Origin of the sequence: Arthrobacter gandavensis (assembly GCF_015355785.1) — a bacterium.
GTDB classification, from domain to species: Bacteria; Actinomycetota; Actinomycetes; order Actinomycetales; family Micrococcaceae; genus Arthrobacter_B; species Arthrobacter_B gandavensis_A.
This window is the reverse complement of sequence record NZ_JADKYW010000002.1, coordinates 178,766-194,680: the sequence shown is the minus strand read 5'-3', so window position 1 is coordinate 194,680 and position 15,915 is coordinate 178,766. Positions and strand designations below refer to the sequence as shown.

Annotated in this window: 16 protein-coding genes; 8 read left to right on the top strand and 8 right to left on the bottom strand. The window is 65.9% G+C overall.

The annotated features are described in order from the left end of the window. Position 1 precedes the first annotated feature (1 nt). From ITX31_RS00900 to ITX31_RS00890, 3 genes are read left to right on the top strand one after another with little or no spacing between them, the layout of a single operon-like run. Entirely contained in the window at positions 2-736 is a 735-nt protein-coding gene (locus tag ITX31_RS00900; protein ID WP_194781611.1) for a FadR/GntR family transcriptional regulator, read from the top strand. Next, positions 733-1,476, top strand: coding sequence for a glucosamine-6-phosphate deaminase (locus tag ITX31_RS00895; protein WP_194781610.1), 744 nt, complete (start codon positions 733-735; stop codon positions 1,474-1,476). The genes ITX31_RS00900 and ITX31_RS00895 overlap by 4 nt, the downstream gene beginning before the upstream one ends. Before the next feature lie 16 nt (positions 1,477-1,492). Further along, positions 1,493-2,710 (top strand): N-acetylglucosamine-6-phosphate deacetylase, encoded by a 1,218-nt coding sequence (locus tag ITX31_RS00890; protein ID WP_194781609.1) that lies wholly within the window; start codon positions 1,493-1,495, stop codon positions 2,708-2,710. Between the two features lie 22 nt (positions 2,711-2,732). On the opposite strand, the gene ITX31_RS00885 is transcribed toward ITX31_RS00890, so the two are convergent. The 3 genes from ITX31_RS00885 to ITX31_RS00875 all read right to left on the bottom strand — a co-directional run bounded on the left by ITX31_RS00885 (position 2,733) and on the right by ITX31_RS00875 (position 5,236). Beyond that, positions 2,733-3,020 (bottom strand): DUF1905 domain-containing protein, encoded by a 288-nt coding sequence (locus tag ITX31_RS00885; RefSeq protein WP_091608401.1) that lies wholly within the window; start codon positions 3,018-3,020, stop codon positions 2,733-2,735. Between the two features lie 150 nt (positions 3,021-3,170). Beyond that, the gene (locus ITX31_RS00880; protein WP_194781608.1) at positions 3,171-4,205 is read right to left on the bottom strand and encodes an isopenicillin N synthase family dioxygenase; all 1,035 of its coding nucleotides are present in this window, start codon (positions 4,203-4,205) and stop codon (positions 3,171-3,173) included. A 137-nt stretch (positions 4,206-4,342) separates the two neighbouring features. Further along, the gene (locus ITX31_RS00875; protein WP_194781607.1) at positions 4,343-5,236 is read right to left on the bottom strand and encodes a hypothetical protein; all 894 of its coding nucleotides are present in this window, start codon (positions 5,234-5,236) and stop codon (positions 4,343-4,345) included. Between the two features lie 116 nt (positions 5,237-5,352). Here ITX31_RS00875 and ITX31_RS00870 point away from each other — a divergent pair, with 116 nt between their 5' ends. Together ITX31_RS00870 and ITX31_RS00865 are read left to right on the top strand one after the other, a co-directional pair. Beyond that, entirely contained in the window at positions 5,353-5,652 is a 300-nt protein-coding gene (locus tag ITX31_RS00870; RefSeq protein WP_194781606.1) for a type II toxin-antitoxin system VapB family antitoxin, read from the top strand. Then, positions 5,645-6,325, top strand: a complete 681-nt coding sequence (locus ITX31_RS00865) for a LytR C-terminal domain-containing protein (protein ID WP_194781605.1) — start codon at positions 5,645-5,647, stop codon at positions 6,323-6,325. The genes ITX31_RS00870 and ITX31_RS00865 overlap by 8 nt, the downstream gene beginning before the upstream one ends. Here ITX31_RS00865 and ITX31_RS00860 read toward each other — a convergent pair. Then, positions 6,322-7,029: a DsbA family oxidoreductase gene (locus tag ITX31_RS00860; protein ID WP_194781604.1), complete on the bottom strand. Its 708-nt coding sequence runs from the start codon at positions 7,027-7,029 to the stop codon at positions 6,322-6,324. The two genes, ITX31_RS00865 and ITX31_RS00860, sit on opposite strands and share 4 nt — an antisense overlap. 92 nt (positions 7,030-7,121) lie before the next feature. On the opposite strand from ITX31_RS00860, the gene ITX31_RS00855 reads away from it, so the two are divergent. Next, positions 7,122-7,493, top strand: a complete 372-nt coding sequence (locus ITX31_RS00855; RefSeq protein WP_194781603.1) for a VOC family protein — start codon at positions 7,122-7,124, stop codon at positions 7,491-7,493. Here ITX31_RS00855 and ITX31_RS00850 read toward each other — a convergent pair. From ITX31_RS00850 to aceA, 3 genes are all read right to left on the bottom strand, one after another. Beyond that, positions 7,490-8,923 (bottom strand): amino acid permease, encoded by a 1,434-nt coding sequence (locus ITX31_RS00850; protein WP_194781602.1) that lies wholly within the window; start codon positions 8,921-8,923, stop codon positions 7,490-7,492. The genes ITX31_RS00855 and ITX31_RS00850 overlap by 4 nt on opposite strands. A gap of 172 nt (positions 8,924-9,095) precedes the next feature. Beyond that, entirely contained in the window at positions 9,096-10,727 is a 1,632-nt protein-coding gene (gene aceB / locus ITX31_RS00845; protein WP_194781601.1) for a malate synthase A, read from the bottom strand. A gap of 133 nt (positions 10,728-10,860) precedes the next feature. Continuing rightward, positions 10,861-12,168 carry an isocitrate lyase gene (gene aceA, locus ITX31_RS00840; RefSeq protein WP_194781600.1) on the bottom strand — a complete coding sequence of 436 codons (1,308 nt, stop codon included), beginning with the start codon at positions 12,166-12,168 and terminating at the stop codon, positions 10,861-10,863. A gap of 172 nt (positions 12,169-12,340) precedes the next feature. Between aceA and ITX31_RS00835 the strand changes: the two genes are divergently transcribed. After that, a complete protein-coding gene (locus ITX31_RS00835; protein WP_323745543.1) occupies positions 12,341-13,810 on the top strand; it encodes a helix-turn-helix domain-containing protein in 1,470 nt (489 codons plus the stop codon). A gap of 83 nt (positions 13,811-13,893) precedes the next feature. Continuing rightward, entirely contained in the window at positions 13,894-14,967 is a 1,074-nt protein-coding gene (locus ITX31_RS00830) for an SDR family oxidoreductase (RefSeq protein WP_194781598.1), read from the top strand. 129 nt (positions 14,968-15,096) lie between these two features. On the opposite strand, the gene map is transcribed toward ITX31_RS00830, so the two are convergent. Then, positions 15,097-15,873 carry a type I methionyl aminopeptidase gene (gene map, locus ITX31_RS00825; RefSeq protein WP_194781597.1) on the bottom strand — a complete coding sequence of 259 codons (777 nt, stop codon included), beginning with the start codon at positions 15,871-15,873 and terminating at the stop codon, positions 15,097-15,099. Positions 15,874-15,915: the final 42 nt, after the last annotated feature.

Here is a 15,915-nt window from a genome sequence, read left to right as displayed (position 1 = left end):
CATGAGCCTGCCCCATGCTTCACTGCCGCCGGCGCGGTTCAGTGCCCAGAACCGCTCACGGGCCCTGCAGGCAGAGATCATGGAACTCATCCTCGAGCGTGACCTGAAGGCCGGAGATGCCCTTCCCACCGAGGCCGAGCTGGCCGCGGCCCTGGGAATCGGCCGCAACACGCTCCGTGAAGCGCTCAAGGTCCTGCAGGCCCTGGGAGTGGTGGAGATCCGGCACGGATTCGGCATGTTCGTGGCTCCGGCCAACTTCGACGCGCTGGCCGACGGCCTGACTTTCCGGGGCCGGCTGTCGCTGCGGCATGAGGGCAAGGAGGCACTCCAGCTGGTCGACGTGCGGCAGGCCCTGGAAGCAGGCCTCATCGGCGAAGCCATGGATCTTTGGACTCCGGAACACTTGGAGGAGATCGAAGCCACGGTCCAGGAAATGGAAGCCGCGGCCGCCGCCGGAGACACCTTCACCGAGGTGGATGAGCGGTTCCACTACCAGCTGTTCGAGCCTCTGGGCAACGAACTATTGTCAAACCTGATGTCTGTCTTCTGGCAGGTCTACCGCAAGATCCACCTGGAGCTTGGTGGAGACCCGCTGGTCAATCTGGAGGAGAACGCAGCGGTGCACCGAGGAATCCTGGAAGCGGTGAAAGCAGGGGACAAGGAACTGGCCTCCGAACGGCTTCGCCGGCACTTTGACGGCATCCGCGCCCAGCTGGCGAAGCTGCGTGAGGCATGAAGGCCGGCACCGTGAACCGTCCCGCTGCTCCGCTGGTGCACACACTGCCGCCCGGGGAAATCGGCCCGGCCGCCGCGGGACTGGTGCTGGCTGCGCTGAGCGCGCGCCGGGATCCGGTCATTGGCGTAGCGACCGGATCATCGCCGTCTCCGCTTTACGATGCGCTGTCCGCCAGCGGCGCGGATTTCAGCCGTGCGGCATGGTTCGCGCTGGATGAGTACGCGGGTCTTCCCGAAGGCCATCCCCAGAGCTACGCCGAGGTGCTGCGGCGGGAGATCATCGAGCCCTTGGGGCTGGACCCGCAGAACGTGCACCTCCCGGATCCGCACCGGGAGGACCTCCAGACGGCCTGTGACGAGTACGAGCGCAGGATCGCGGCAGCGGGAGGAATCGACCTGCAGATCCTGGGCATCGGCCGCAACGGGCACCTCGCGTTCAACGAGCCCGGCGGAGCACTGGACTCCCGCACCCGGGTTGAACTGCTCACCGAAGACACCCGCCGTGCCAACCAGCGGTTCTTCGAGTCCCTGGACAGCGTGCCGACCCGCTGCCTGACCCAGGGGCTGGGCACCATCCTCGAAGCCGGACAGCTGCTGCTGATCGCGCAGGGGAAAGACAAAGCCGAGGCCCTGCGCGCGGCACTGCGCGGGCCTGTGAGCCCGGAGTGTCCCGCGTCCGTCCTGCAGCTGCATGGCCGGGTCACGGTCCTGGCCGATGACGCCGCCGCCTCCCTCCTCTAACCGAAGGACAATCCTCATGACGGCCACGAGCCCTGCCCCGGCCACCACCGTTCGTCCGCGCCTGGTACTGCGCGGTCCCGCTGTCCTCGAGACGCAGCTTCCGGATGCGGCAGTGGTGCTCGACGGCGGTGTGGTCACCTATGCGGGGCCGGCCGGCGGCCTGGTGCCCGCGCCGGGCGACGACGTCGTGAGCCTTGAGCCCGGAGAGGTGATGGTTCCGGGCCTGGTGGACCTGCACTGCCACGGGGCCTACGGCGTCGACTTTTCCCGTGCTGATGCCGCCTCGATCCGGGAAGCCGTCTCCGGCCTGCACCGGGCCGGAAGCACCACCGTCATGGCGAGCCTTGTCACCGATGAACCGGAAGTCCTGCTGCGGCAGGTGGCGATGCTCGCCGGGCTGGCCGAGGAAGGGCTGATAGCGGGCATCCACCTGGAAGGACCGTTCCTGTCCGAGGTCCGCTGCGGGGCCCAGGATCCGCGCTGGCTGCTGGCACCGGACCTGGAGCTTGCGCAGGAGCTGATCCGGGCCGGACGCGGCCGGCTGCGCACCATGACCTATGCGCCGGAGCTTCCCGGCGCCGGCGCACTGGTGGAACTGCTGGCCGCGAACGGGGTGACTCCTTCGCTGGGGCATACCGCGTGCACGGCGGAACAGGCCCACGAGTCCCTGGGCAGGGCACGGGAGCTGCTGGCTGCCGGGCGTTCCGGCGGCCGGCCCACGGTCACGCACCTGTTCAACGGCATGGATCCGATCCACCACCGGGCACCCGGGGCTGCGTCGGCCTGCCTGCGAGCTGCGGAGGCCGGGAACGCCGCCGTCGAGCTCATTGCTGACAATGCGCACCTGGACCCGTACATTGTGGCGACCATGTTTGATCTGCTCGGAGCCGGAAACATTGCCCTGGTCACCGATTCGATGGCTGCGGCAGGCCTGGCTGACGGCCAGTACCGGCTGGGGCCTGCCGAAGTCCTGGTGCAGGACGGCGTTGCCCGCCTGAAGACCACCGGGTCAATTGCCGGCGGCACCGCGGCCATGGCGGACCTGGTCCGGAATGCCGTGGGTGCCGGTGTGCCCCTGCCGGACGCCGTCACCTCCGCGGCCGCCGTGCCGGCCGGAGTGCTGGGCCGCGGGCAGGAGCTGGGTTCGCTGCTTCCGGGAGCCTCGGCTGACATCCTCGTGCTGGACGAGGCCCTGGTGCCTGTCCGGGTGATGCGCCGGGGCAGCTGGCTGTAGCTGCCTGTCTTTCCCGGGAGGCTTAGCTGAGCCGCTCGGTGAGGCGGACGGTGACCGTGTCCCCGATGTCCTTGCCCAGCTTCTTGCGCAGCTTGGCGCTGATGGAGAGCATGTGCCCGCCCTGGCCGGTGGGCATCAGGCCGCCGCGGATCGGTTCCTCATCCACGGTGGCAGCCACCTTCACGGTCTTCCCGGTGCCGAAGAATTCAGCGGATCCCGGCATTTCGACGCAGGACCAGACATCTCCTTTGACCTTCACCCCGATCGGAGCCGTGAAGGTGTGGTCGAGCGGGCCCGGGACTGTCGCCATGCGTGATCTCCTCATCAGGGCCGACGTCGCTGCCGGCTCTGTCACCCTATCGGTTCCGGCTGGAGAGAGGAACGGTTTTAAGCACCGGCGGCCCGGAAGCCAGGTGCCGTATGCACCTGGCTCCGGGCCGCCGCCGTACGTTTTGCTTTGCTATTTCTTGGCCGGAACCAGTTCCGGGTGGTGGATCGCAGCGACCTGCGGGTGGGCGCGGAGCCAGCCCTTCAGGACGTTGGCACCGTAGGAGGCCAGCATCGGGTTCTGCGGATCGTCGGAGATGCCGCGGGCCTGGGCTGCGAGGGCCGGCGGCAGCTGCACCGGATCGATGACTGAGTCCAGGCGCGGGGACCAGAAGAACGGAATGGCGTACCGGTCCACGCCGGGCGGCGGAGCCTGCACGCGGTGGATGGTCGCGGAGAGGTAGCCCTGCGTGGCGACTTCCAGCATCTCGCCCAGGTTGACCACCAGCGCACCGGGGATCGGTTCAACCGGAAGCCATTCGTCGGACTCGTGCGGCTTGACCTCCAGGCCGCCCACCTCGTCCTGGAGCAGCAGGGTGACAAATCCGTAGTCGGCATGGGAGCCAACGCCCTGGGTTCCGGCTTCCTTGACGACGCCGCCCACGTAGTGGATGAGCTTGGCCATCCAGGCGGGGGTGCCCTCGAACGGTTCGCTGAAGTGGTCCTCCGGCAGGTCCAGCGACACGGAGATGGCGGCGAGCAGCTCGGCACCTACCTGGCTCATCAGCCCGGCCCACTCCATGGACGTCTCCCGCAGTTCCGGCAGCACGGTGTCCGGGAAGAGATTGGGGCCCTGCACCAGCCAGTACGGCTGGTCTGCGGGGTAGTCCGCCACGGGTTCGCGCTCCGGTCCAAAGTCGACCTGCTCGCGGGCATCGGGGCGGCCCTGGGTCAGCTCGGTGCCCAGGCGGGTGTACCCGCGGAAGTGCGGGGACTTGCGGTTGTCCAGCTCCAGACGGTCTCCGAGCGGAAGGTCGAAAAAGCGCTTGGTGACATCGAAGAGGTCCTTGACGCGTTCCTCGCCTGCACCGTAGCCGACCAGCTGGAAGAACCCGATCTTGTGGGTGGCTTCCCGCAGTTTGTCGATGAATTCGGCGTTGAAGGTGCCGTCCGCATTGCGGGCCGTGCTGAGGTCCAGGACAGGAATCGATGTGGGGTTATCGCTCATTCCGGAAAAGTAGCACCGAGGCCTGTCAAATGCGAACCAAATGTTACGCAATGCGGCGTAATTCGGGTCTGACTAGGCGTTATGCAGTGTTGCAGGTGTGACGGGGCGTAATAAACGTAGCTTGTTGCCTGCGGGTACTAAACCAGGGCCGAGTCATCCGCGGCCTCCCCGGCGGCCATTTGTGTCCACCGGCGCAGGAACGCTTCACCGGCGTCGTCGTGGATGAGTTCCCCCGCGGTGAGCACCGGGTACGGCTTGGACGGCACGCCGTCGGCCGGGCGGACGTCAACATGCGCGACGTCATAGCCCAGGGCGTGCAGCTCATCGGCCATCGCGTAGTCGGTTCGGGAATCACCGACTGTCCGCCAGGTGCGCGGGACGGGGGTTCCGGCCTCCTGGAGCAGTGCCAGTGCGCGCCGGGCGCCGAGGTCCTTGCCAACGCCGAGGGCTTCGATGTCGGTGGAGATGATGGTGGGGTCAATCCGGTAGTCGATGGAGTCGTCGGAGTCGGGTGCATGGTGGTCGAGGCGGCACACGCCCATATTGAACCGGGACATCAGCGCCAGCGCGTCGGCGTCGAACTCCTTCTGCTCCGCCAGGTAGTCCGCGTTGGCCACGTCCACGTTCTGCTCCACGGAGACCATGGACCGCTTGGTTTCGTCGAAGAACATGTGCCCGGTGTACTTTTCCGACACCAGGTCCCGGATCGCGGAGGCGTACGGCGCCGGCAGTGCCAGCTGCCCGTCCACGCTCACCGTGCCCGCGCCCGAGCCGGTGAAGGAGAACCACACGCCGCCCTTTTCGCAGACGGCGTGCAGCGTCACGTCCGCCGGCAGTCCGGCGGCGATCATCGGGTCCATGACCTGCGTGCGGATGAACTCGTCCGAGCGTCCGGTGTTAAACACCACCGGCCAGCCCGCCGAGGCAAGGGCAACGAGGTGCCCGATCACGGCAGGGGAAACAGTCCGGGTCAGCGGGGACGCCACGGGCCCGTCGACGTCGAGCAGGAGGCCAAAACGCGCAGAAGTCATGCTTAAGTATCCCCGGACCAGCACGGGGACCCTATCCGGCCCCGATCAGCGTAATCATGCCGCTGCTGCCGGGGAGTCCTGTTTCCTTGCATGCGGAACTTCTCTACTCTGGTTTAGTGATCTTCAAAGCTGTTGGCGATGTGCGCCCCTACCCTGACCACGGATACGTAACACCCAAGGACTGGGCAGCGGTACCTCCCCGGCAGGTCCGGCTGGACGAACTGGTGACCACCAAGGCCACCCTTGACCTCGGCGCTCTGCTGGCTGAGGACTCGACCTTCTTTGGAGACCTTTTCCCGCACGTAGTGCAATGGAGGGGCACCATGTACCTGGAAGACGGACTGCACCGAGCGGTCAGGACAGCTTTGCACCAGCGGACCATCCTGCACGCCCGCGTGCTGGTACTCGATGACTAACGAGCCCCCTCGAGGGCAGCGCAGGGGAGCCGAGAGCGACCCCACCGAGTGGCATGGCCACCGGATCGTGACGGAGCAGGACCTGGGTACGGTCTTCGATGAAGACGGCGCCGAGGCGGCTGCATTCCACGCCCGGCGTAAGCGCCGGTTCCACAACATAGTGCTGGGTTCAGTCGCGGGACTGCTGCTGCTGGTGACAGTGGTTGCACAGGGGATCAGCGCGGGCTGGATCAGCCTTCCCCAGCCGGAGGCACGGCCGGCGGTGGAAACCGGATGCCCGGCGGGACCGTTCTTGAACCAGCCGCCGGAGACGGTGACGGTAAACGTCTACAACACGACGGCGACTCCCGGGCTCGCAGGGAAGGTCGCGGAGGCGCTGAAGACCCGCGGTTTCTCCATTGGAGTGGTGGGCAACAGCACGGTGAACCGCGAAGGCATGACGGCCATCATCCTGTCCGGGCCCAGCGGCGAATCCGGCGCGTTCACAATGCAGCAGCAGATCCCTGACACCCAGTACATCCAGGACGACCGCGATGACGCGTCAGTGGACGTGGTCATCGGCTCCGGCTACAGCGATCTGGTTCCCCTTGAGCAGGCCCAGGCCGCTGCGCCGGGCCCGATCAGCTGCCCATGGAAGAGCAGCGAACCTACCGAAAACGCGGAAGCCGGCTAGCAGCCGCTGCCGTCCACGGCGCAGGCCCCGCTTTCGGGGACAATGGGCTGCAGCGGTTGGCGGCTTTCTGCCCAGGCCTGCGAGAGCGCCTGGCTGAACACCTCTTCAGGCTGTGCCCCGGAAATGCCGTACTTCCGGTCCAGCACGAAGAACGGCACGCCGCTCACGCCCAGGGCGCGCGCCTCGGCGATGTCAGCGTTGACTGACTCGGTGTAATCGCTGCCAGCCAGGACGCTGCGCACGGCTTCGGGGTCCAGCCCCGCACCGGCGCCGATCCCGGTCAGCACATCGGCGCTGGAGATATCCTGTCCCTGCTCGAAGTGCGCTGCGAGCAGCGCTTCCTTAACGTCCGCGGCGGCTTCGGCGCCACGCAGGTCCAGGGCCAGATGGATCAGCCGGTGTGCAGTGAACGTATTTGCAACCTTCAGCTCATCGAACCGGTAGTTCAGGCCTACCCCGGCTGCCTGGGCCGTGACATGGTCCAGCATCCCTGCGACCTGGGCCGGGTCCATGCCCTTGACCTGGCTGAGGTACTCGACTTCCGAGCCCTCGAAACGCTCGGGCAGTGTGGGGTCCAGCTGGTAGCTGCGCCAGCGGACTTCCACCTCCGGAGCGTGCTCGAAGCGGGACAGAGCAGCCTCAAACCGCCGCTTGCCAATGAAACACCAGGGGCATCCGATATCGGACCAGATTTCTACCAACACATCCTGCGCCAACAACTGCGCCGGGCGTTTCTATTCCCCTGCGGCCCGGCGCACCGTTCCGTACGGCCGGTTCGTGTGGAATGATCCCGGACATGAAACTCACCAGGCAGACACTTGTCATCGACGCTCCGGACCTCAATGTTGAAAGCACGTTCTGGGCGTCGCTGCTCGGTGGAAGGGCCATTGAACAGGACGATGACTGGCACAGCATCCTCGTGGACGGGGAGAAGGTGCTCGCCATTCAGCTGGCACCGGACCACGTCCGGCCGCAGTGGCCGGACGGCCAGCCGCAGCAGATGCACCTGGACCTCCACGTGGAAGACCTGGCCTCGGCGCATGTCGAAGCGCTGTCACTGGGCGCTGAGCTGCTGCTGGCCTCTGAGGACACCACTGCGCCAACGGGATTCCAGGTCTATGCGGATCCGGCGGGGCACCCGTTCTGCCTGTGCTGGGGTGAGGGCTAGCTGCGCGCGCCGGCCTCCGCCGTCGTGCTTTCCGGGGTTCCGGTTTCATCAGCCAGCTCCGCGCGCTCCCTGCCGTTGCCGCGGACCCAGATGCGGTAAGCAGCAAACAGGAAGCCGATCCAGACGACGCCCACAACCAGCGCGACGCGGGTGTCCGGCATGACGCCCAACAGCACCACAATGAAGATCATGAAGGCCAGCGCCGCGTAGGAGGCGACCGGCCAGAACGGCACACCGAATTCCGACGCCGGCATGCCCTGGCGCTGAATCTCCCGCTTCATCGCGATGTGGGAGAGCAGGATCATCAGCCATACCCACACGGTGGCGAACGTGGCGATGGAGGCGATGAGCAGGAACAGGGATTCGGGCAGCACTGCGTTCAGAACGACGCCGACGAGCAGGACGGCGGCCATGACGGCGATCGTCATCCACGGCACGCCGCGACGGGAAATCCGGGCGAAGGCTGCCGGTGCCTGGCCCTGCTGGGCGAGGGAGAACATCATGCGGCCGGCGCCGAAGGTGTCCGAGTTGATCGCGGAGAGCGCGGCGGTGATTACCACGGCGTTCAGGATATGGGCTGCCGCCGGGATGCCCAGGGAGTCGAAGATCTGCACGAACGGGCTGGTTTCGCCGTCGATCTGCTCCCACGGGAAGATCATCATCAGGACGGACAGGGCGCCTACGTAGAAGAGCAGGATGCGCACCGGCACCGTGTTCACGGCAGCCGGAATGGCCTTCTTCGGGTTTTCCGCCTCGCCGGCGGTGATGCCGATGGTTTCAATGCCGCCGAAGGCGAACATCACCACGGCGAAGGAGGCCAGCAGCCCCCAGAACCCGTTGGCGAAGAATCCGCCGGAGCCCAGCAGGGTTTCAAGGCCGGGATTTGCTGCGTCCTCCAGGCCGAAGCCGAAGACGATGATGGCTGCGCCGCCGGCGATCATGGCAATGATGGCACTGACCTTGATGATGGAGAGCCAGAACTCGGTTTCCCCAAACACCTTCACCCGCATCAGGTTCAGCGCGGCAATGAAGAGCACGACGGCGAGGATCCAGATCCAGCGCGGCACGTCCGGGAACCAGAAGCCCATGTAGATGCCGAAGGCCGTCACATCCGCGATCGCCACGATCGCCATTTCGAAAGCGAACGTCCAGCCGGTGATGAACCCGGCGAACGGGCCGAGGTAGCGGCTGGCGTACTGCCCGAAGGATCCGGAGACCGGGTGCCGGACAGCCATTTCGCCCAGAGCCCGCATCACCAGGAAGACTGCCGCTCCGCCAATGATGTAAGCGAGGAGCACGGCTGGCCCGGCAGCCTGGATAGCGGCTGCGGAACCGTAAAACAGTCCGGTGCCGATTGCGGAGCCGAGGGCCATGAAACGGATGTGCCGGACGTTCAGTCCGCGGGCCAGGGCGTGGCCGAAGGAAGACATGGAGAAACACCTTGAGCTGGGGGATTAGCCGCAACAGCGGCCAATCAATGCTACGCCTGCCTGCCGGGCACCGGACGCGGGCAGTGGCGCCGGCCACAACTGTCCGGGCCCCGGGCACACGGATGCGGGGGCCGGACGCGTTCGCATCCGGCCCCCGCATGTGGTGCGGAAGCTACGCAGCGGCAGGTTCGCGGGATTCGTGGAGGAACCGTGCGTAGGCCGGGACGGTCAGGAAGGTGGGGAACTGCTCGCCGCAGGCCACTTCCTCGAACAGTTCCAGGGCGTCGTCAAAACGGTCGCCGTCGAAGCGCTCAAGCTTTGAGAACTCATCTTCGATCAGTTCCTGGACCCAGTGCGGGGTCACCACGTCGCCTTCGTCCGTCACGGCGGAGGAGTGGATCCACTGCCACACCTGGGAGCGGGAGATCTCCGCGGTGGCGGCGTCTTCCATCAGGTTGTTGATGGCAGCGGCACCGTTGCCCCGCAGCCAGGACTCGATGTAGCGGATGCCCACCTCGATGTTGCTGCGGATGCCGGCCTCGGTGATCACACCCGGAGTCGCCGCGATGTTCAGCAGCTCCTTGTCATTGGGGATGACGTCCTCACGGGAGCGGTCCAGCTGGTTCGGACGCTCGCCCAGGACGGAATCGAACACCTCCATGGCCACCGGCACCAGATCCGGGTGGGCGACCCAGGAACCGTCGAACCCGTCGTTCGCCTCGCGGGTCTTGTCAGCACGCACCCGCTCCATGGCGACGTCGTTCGCTGCCTTGTCCCTGCGGTTGGGGATGAAAGCCGCCATGCCGCCGATCGCGTGGGCGCCGCGGCGGTGGCAGGCACGGACCAGCTGCTCGGTGTAGGAGCGCATGAACGGAGCGGTCATGGTGACCATCGAGCGGTCCGGGAGGATGAAGCGAGGGCCGCGGGTGCGGAAGTTCTTGATCACGGAGAAGATGTAGTCCCAGCGTCCGGCGTTCAGGCCTGCGGCATGGTCCCGCAGCTCGTAGAGGATCTCTTCCATTTCGAAGGCAGCGGTGATGGTTTCGATCAGCACGGTGGCTCGGATGGTGCCCTGCGGAATGCCGAGCAGGTCCTGGGCCAGGATGAAAATGTCATTCCACAGGCGGGCCTCGAGGTGGTTCTCGATCTTCGGCAGGTAGAAGTACGGGCCGCGGCCCTCGGCGATCAGCCGGTGTGCGTTGTGGAAGAAGTAGAGGCCAAAGTCCACGATTCCGCCGGCGATCGGGGTGTTGTTCACCAGCATGTGCTTTTCCGGCAGGTGCCAGCCGCGCGGCCGCACCACAATGGTGGGCAGGTCCGTCAGGCGGGAGCCGGTGACCTTGTATTCCCTGCCCTCGGGGGACGTGAAGCCCAGCCGGTTGTCCAGGGCGTCGCGCAGGTTCAGCTGGCCGTTGATCACGTTGGACCACGACGGCGTGGAGGAATCCTCCATGTCCGCCAGCCAGACCTTCGCGCCGGAGTTCAGGGCGTTGATGGTCATCTTGCGGTCCACCGGACCGGTGATCTCCACGCGGCGGTCCTCCAGCCCGGGAGCCGTGGGGGCTACGCGCCAGGTGTCATCTTCGCGGATGTGCCGGGTCTCGGACAGGAATGACGGGTCAGCGCCGTTGGAGATCTTCTGCCGGCGGGCCTGGCGCTGCTGCAGCAGTTCCTGGCGGCGGGTGTGGGTCGCCTGGTGCAGCGCCTTGACGAAGTCCAGGGCCTGCGGGGTGAGGATTTCCTCCTGCCGGCGGACCGGCGCAGCGGTAAGGGAAATACCGTTCAGGGTGATGGGGTCGTTCATGGCGTGCTCCTTGGCGTGTTTCAAAAGTTTGGGTTCCCCGCCCGCCCCACCGAGATGACAGAAAGTGCTCGTATGGAGGCTCTAACGTGCAGTTTCTGCTATCTCGATGGGAAGGGACGGGAGGCGGTGCTGGTTAGTGGAACTGGGCGGTCTCGGTGGAGCCGACCAGTGCCAGGGTGCTGCCCTCGGGGTTCAGGGCGGTGGCGATGGCGTCGAAGTAGCCGGTGCCGACTTCGCGCTGGTGGCGGGTGGCGGTGTAGCCGCGGTCTTCGGCGCCGAATTCGCGCTCCTGCAGCTCCACGTAGGCGCTCATGCCGGACCGGGCGTAGCCGTGGGCCAGGTCGAACATGGAGTAGTTCAGCGCGTGGAAGCCGGCCAGGGTGATGAACTGGAACTTGAAGCCCATGGCACCGAGTTCGCGCTGGAACTTGGCGATGGTGTCATCGTCCAGGTGCTTCTTCCAGTTGAAGGACGGCGAGCAGTTGTAGGCCAGCATCTGGTCCGGGAATTCCGAGCGGACAGCCTCGGAGAACTTGCGGGCCATTTCAAGGTCCGGGGTGCCGGTCTCCATCCAGATCAGGTCGGAGTACGGGGCGTAGGCCTTGGCCCGGGCGATGCAGGGCTCAATTCCGTTGCGGACCTTGTAGAAGCCTTCCGCGGTGCGCTCGCCGGTGATGAATTCCTGGTCCCGCTCATCGACGTCGGAGGTAATCAGGGTGGCCGCTTCGGCATCGGTCCGGGCGATCACCACGGTGGGCGTGCCGGCTACGTCGGCTGCCAGCCGTGCGGCGTTCAGCGTGCGGATGTGCTGGCTGGTGGGGATCAGCACCTTGCCGCCGAGGTGGCCGCACTTCTTCTCCGAGGCGAGCTGGTCCTCCCAGTGAACGCCCGAGGCGCCGGCCTGGATCATCGACTTCATCAACTCGTACGCGTTCAATGGTCCGCCGAAGCCGGCTTCGGCGTCCGCCACGATCGGCACCAGGTAGTCATCCACGGACTGGACGCCCTCAGCGAACTCGATCTGGTCTGCGCGGAGCAGCGCGTTGTTGATGCGGCGGACGACGGTGGGCACCGAGTTTGCCGGGTAGAGCGACTGGTCCGGGTAAGTGTGGCCGGAGTTGTTGGCGTCGGCTGCAACCTGCCAGCCGGAAAGGTAGATGGCCTTCAGGCCGGCCTTGACCTGCTGCACTGCCTGGTTGCCGGTCAGGGCGCCGAGTGCGTTGGTGTACCCCTCGTCGCCGGCGTTGCGCAGCTGGTCCCACAGCTTCTCCGCGCCGCGGCGGGCCAGCGTGTGCTCTTCCTGGACGCGGCCGCGGAGCTTGACGACGTCTTCGGCAGTGTAGTCGCGCTCGATGCCGTCCCAACGGGGGTCGCTGGCCCATTCCTGGGCGAGCTGCTCGGCGGTGCGTGCTGTCTGTTCGCGGCTGGCTTCCTGCGTCATTGCCTTACATCTCCTTGGTTGCGGTGCGAGCCGGCTGTGGAAGGCCGGCATTTCCTTGCTGTGGAATCAACACTCGGGCAATAACAAGACCCTTTCTAGGGGTTTTCTCTGGAAAGAAACGCAGTTCTTCGCTTATTGTGAATTTGTGACGAGCACAACATGGAACCGGCCCATTTCAACCGGCAAAGCGAACGTCGACGACGCCGGCGAGTCCTCGCTCGACGTCATCTCCCTAGGCCGCCGGGTACGGCACCTGCGCAAGGCCAAAGGCATGACACTCGATGACCTGGGCGGCGCCGTCGGGACCGTGGCCTCCCAGCTCTCCCTGATCGAAAACGGCAAGCGTGAGCCAAAACTCGGGCTGCTGCAGTCCCTGGCCAGGGCGCTGGACGTGAGCATCGACCAGCTGCTCGGCTCTGAGCCGCCCAGCCGCCGGGCTGCCCTTGAAATCGAGCTGGAACGGGCCCAGCGCGGGCCGCTGTACCAGTCGCTGGGTCTGCCGAAGGTTCGCATTTCTTCGCGTTTGCCCCTGGACGTGCTCGAATCCCTGGTGGGATTGCAGGGCGAACTGGAGCGGCGGCTGAACGAACAGGTGGCTACCCCGGAGGAAGCCCGCCGGGCCAACGGTGAACTGCGGGCGATGATGCGGGAACGGAACAACTACTTCCCGGAGTACGAACAGGCCGCGCAGAAGGTGCTGGACTCGGTGGGGCATACCAACGGTCCGCTGTCCCAGCACGTCATTGCGGACATCGCCGCACACCTGGGTTTCAGCCTGCACCATGTCTCTGACCTGCCGCATTCCACCCGCTCCGTGACGGACCTGAAGAACAAGCGGATATACCTGACCCAGTCCCAGCGTTCCGAGCACGACCCGCGTTCGGTGCTCCTGCAGGCCCTGGGGCACTACGTGCTGGACCACCAGACGCCGCGCAGCTACGGCGAGTTCCTCAGCCAGCGGGTGGCCACCAACTACTTCGCCGCCGCCCTGCTGCTGCCGGAGAAGGCCACGGTGGAGTTCCTGCAGCGGGCCAAAGCCGCCAAGGAAATCGCCGTCGAGGACATCCGTGACGCCTTCGCCGTTTCCTATGAAACCGCGGCGCACCGCTTCACCAACCTGGCCACGGAACACCTGGGTATCCGCACGCACTTCCAGAAGGTGCATGAGAGCGGCATTGTCTACAAGGCCTATGAGAACGACGGCGTGACATTCCCGTCCGACCACACCGGCGCCATTGAGGGGCAGCCGATCTGCCGGTACTGGACCAGCCGCGAGGTGTTCTCGGTTCCGGACAAGTTCAGCGCCTACAACCAGTACACCGATACCCCGGCCGGAACGTTCTGGTGCACCGCGCGCACCGAGCGCAGCTCCGGGGGCCTGTTCTCGCTGAGCATCGGCGTTCCGTACGCCCATGTGAAGTGGTTCCGCGGCAGGGACACCACCGAGCGTTCCAAGTCCCGCTGCCCGGACCCGGACTGCTGCCGCACGCCGCCGGCCGAGCTGGCCACCGAATGGTCCGGCATGGCGTGGCCCAGCGCCCGGGCGCATTCGCATCTGCTCGCAGCCCTGCCGCCCGGCGCGTTCCCCGGCGTGGATGAGACTGAGGTGTACAGCTTCCTGCAGGCGCACGCCGGGGACTAGGTGCCCTTCGAGGGGCCGCACGTACCGGGACAGGGTGGCGGCTACATCACCGGGAAGGAAGCCAGGGGGGATAGGGTGAATTGATGGTCACCGAATCCAATCAGACAGCGCTGGTCATCGGCGGAAGCGGCATCGCCGGCTCATCCATCATTCGACGGCTGAACCAGGAGGGTGGCTGGACTGTACTTTCACTGTCCCGGAACCCCGTGAGCGGCTCGGACTCCCGGCACATCCCTGCCGACCTGCTGGACATCGACAGCCTCGCCGATGCCCTCAGCGGGGAAAAGCCCACCCACGTATTCTTCACCGCATGGGCACGGCAGGACACTGAGGAAGAAAACATCCGCATCAACTCTGCGATGCTGCGGAATGTGCTCCAGGCCCTCGAACACGCCCCGGTTGAACACGTGGCCCTGATGACCGGCCTGAAGCACTACCTGGGCCCGTTTGAAGCGTACGGAGCCGGGCCGGTTCCGGACACTCCCTTCCGCGAAGAAGAACCCCGGCTGCCCGTGGACAACTTCTACTACGCGCAGGAAGACGAACTCTGGGCCGCCGCCGAAAAGCAGGGCTTCCGCTGGTCCGTGCACCGCTCGCACACCGTGATTGGCCACGCCGTCGGCAATGCCATGAACATGGGCCTGACCCTGGCCGCACAGGCCACCATCTGCAAAAAACTGGGCAGGCCCTTTATCTTCCCCGGCTCAGAAATCCAGTGGAACGGCCTCACGGACGTCACTGACGGGAACCTTCTCGCCGAGCACATGATTTGGGCCGCGACCACCGAAAAGGCGGGCAACGAGGCCTACAACGTAGTCAACGGCGACGTCTTCCGCTGGCGCTGGATGTGGCCGAAACTGGCCGCCTATTTTGGCGTGGAAGCCGAAGGGTTCAAGGATTCCCCACGCCCGCTGGAACAGCAGATGCAGGGAATGGAACAGGAGTGGTCGGACATTGCTGCAGAGCAGGGCCTCGCTGAGGCAAACCTGGCCCGCATCGCGTCCTGGTGGCACACGGATGCAGACCTGGGGCGCACCATGGAGGTCCTTGCTGACATGAGCAAGAGCCGCCTCGCCGGTTTCACCGGCTACCGCCGAACGGAGGACAGCATCATCGAGCTGTTTGACCAGTACCGCGCGGACAAGATCATCCCCTGATCCCTTCCCGCCCCTCCATCGACATCACAGAAACTGCCCGTTAGACCCCGGTTACGGGCAGTTTCTGTCATCTCGATGCGGGCGGCGGGCGGCGGGCGGCGGGCACCCGGCGGGCCAACTGGCGGCGGGCTACGACGGCGTGGGCAGCGTCAGGATCTCGGCGCCGGCATCGGTGATGACAATGGTGTGCTCGCTGTGCGCCGTGAGCGCACCCGTCGCGCTGCGCAGCGTCCAGCCGTCGGCGTCGAACGTGAGCTGGTCCGTGTCCGCCATAACCCACGGCTCCAGCGCAAGCATCAGCCCCGGCTGCAGCACGTAGCCGCGGCCGGGACGCCCCGTGTTGGGGATGTGCGGGTCCTGGTGCATGGTGGAGCCAATCCCGTGGCCGCCGAACTCGGTGTTCACCGGATAGCCGGCGTCGGAGAGGACCGTGCCGATGGCATGAGAGAGATCGCCGATGCGTGCTCCGGGTCCGGCCGCAGCGATGCCGGCGGCCAGTGCCCGTTCGGTGGCGGTGATCAGTTCAATGCTCTTGGCCGGCTTGCTGTCCCCGACGATGAAGCTGATAGCCGAGTCGGCGGCTATTCCGTCCTTGGAGACCGCCAGGTCCAGGGTCAGCAGGTCTCCGTCCTGCAGCCTGTAGTCATGAGGGAGGCCATGCAGCACAGCGTCATTCACGCCCGTGCAGATGTAGTGCCCGAAGGAGCCGCGGCCAAACGACGGCGCGTAGTCGATGTAGCAGGAATCGGCCCCGGCTTCCTTGATCATCTCCCCGGTCCACTGGTCGATTTCCAGCAGGTTGGTTCCGACGGTTGCCTGCTTTTTCATGGCTTGGAGGATGTCCGCTACGAGCCGGCCGGTAACCCGTGCCTTCGCCACTTCAGCTGCGTTCAGGATCTCGATCATGGTGCCTTTCGGGGCGGGGGAATTGGCGTCTGTTCTGCATTC

Bases quoted from the DNA above. Each gene is read 5' to 3' on its own strand.
- ITX31_RS00900 (WP_194781611.1), top strand. From the start codon at position 2: ATGAGCCTGCCCCATGCTTCACTGCCGCCGGCGCGGTTCAGTGCCCAG.
- ITX31_RS00895 (WP_194781610.1), top strand. From the start codon at position 733: ATGAAGGCCGGCACCGTGAACCGTCCCGCTGCTCCGCTGGTGCACACA.
- ITX31_RS00890 (WP_194781609.1), top strand. From the start codon at position 1,493: ATGACGGCCACGAGCCCTGCCCCGGCCACCACCGTTCGTCCGCGCCTG.
- ITX31_RS00885 (WP_091608401.1), bottom strand. From the start codon at position 3,020: ATGGCGACAGTCCCGGGCCCGCTCGACCACACCTTCACGGCTCCGATC.
- ITX31_RS00880 (WP_194781608.1), bottom strand. From the start codon at position 4,205: ATGAGCGATAACCCCACATCGATTCCTGTCCTGGACCTCAGCACGGCC.
- ITX31_RS00875 (WP_194781607.1), bottom strand. From the start codon at position 5,236: ATGACTTCTGCGCGTTTTGGCCTCCTGCTCGACGTCGACGGGCCCGTG.
- ITX31_RS00865 (WP_194781605.1), top strand. From the start codon at position 5,645: ATGACTAACGAGCCCCCTCGAGGGCAGCGCAGGGGAGCCGAGAGCGAC.
- ITX31_RS00855 (WP_194781603.1), top strand. From the start codon at position 7,122: ATGAAACTCACCAGGCAGACACTTGTCATCGACGCTCCGGACCTCAAT.
- ITX31_RS00850 (WP_194781602.1), bottom strand. From the start codon at position 8,923: ATGTCTTCCTTCGGCCACGCCCTGGCCCGCGGACTGAACGTCCGGCAC.
- aceB (WP_194781601.1), bottom strand. From the start codon at position 10,727: ATGAACGACCCCATCACCCTGAACGGTATTTCCCTTACCGCTGCGCCG.
- aceA (WP_194781600.1), bottom strand. From the start codon at position 12,168: ATGACGCAGGAAGCCAGCCGCGAACAGACAGCACGCACCGCCGAGCAG.
- ITX31_RS00830 (WP_194781598.1), top strand. From the start codon at position 13,894: ATGGTCACCGAATCCAATCAGACAGCGCTGGTCATCGGCGGAAGCGGC.
- map (WP_194781597.1), bottom strand. From the start codon at position 15,873: ATGATCGAGATCCTGAACGCAGCTGAAGTGGCGAAGGCACGGGTTACC.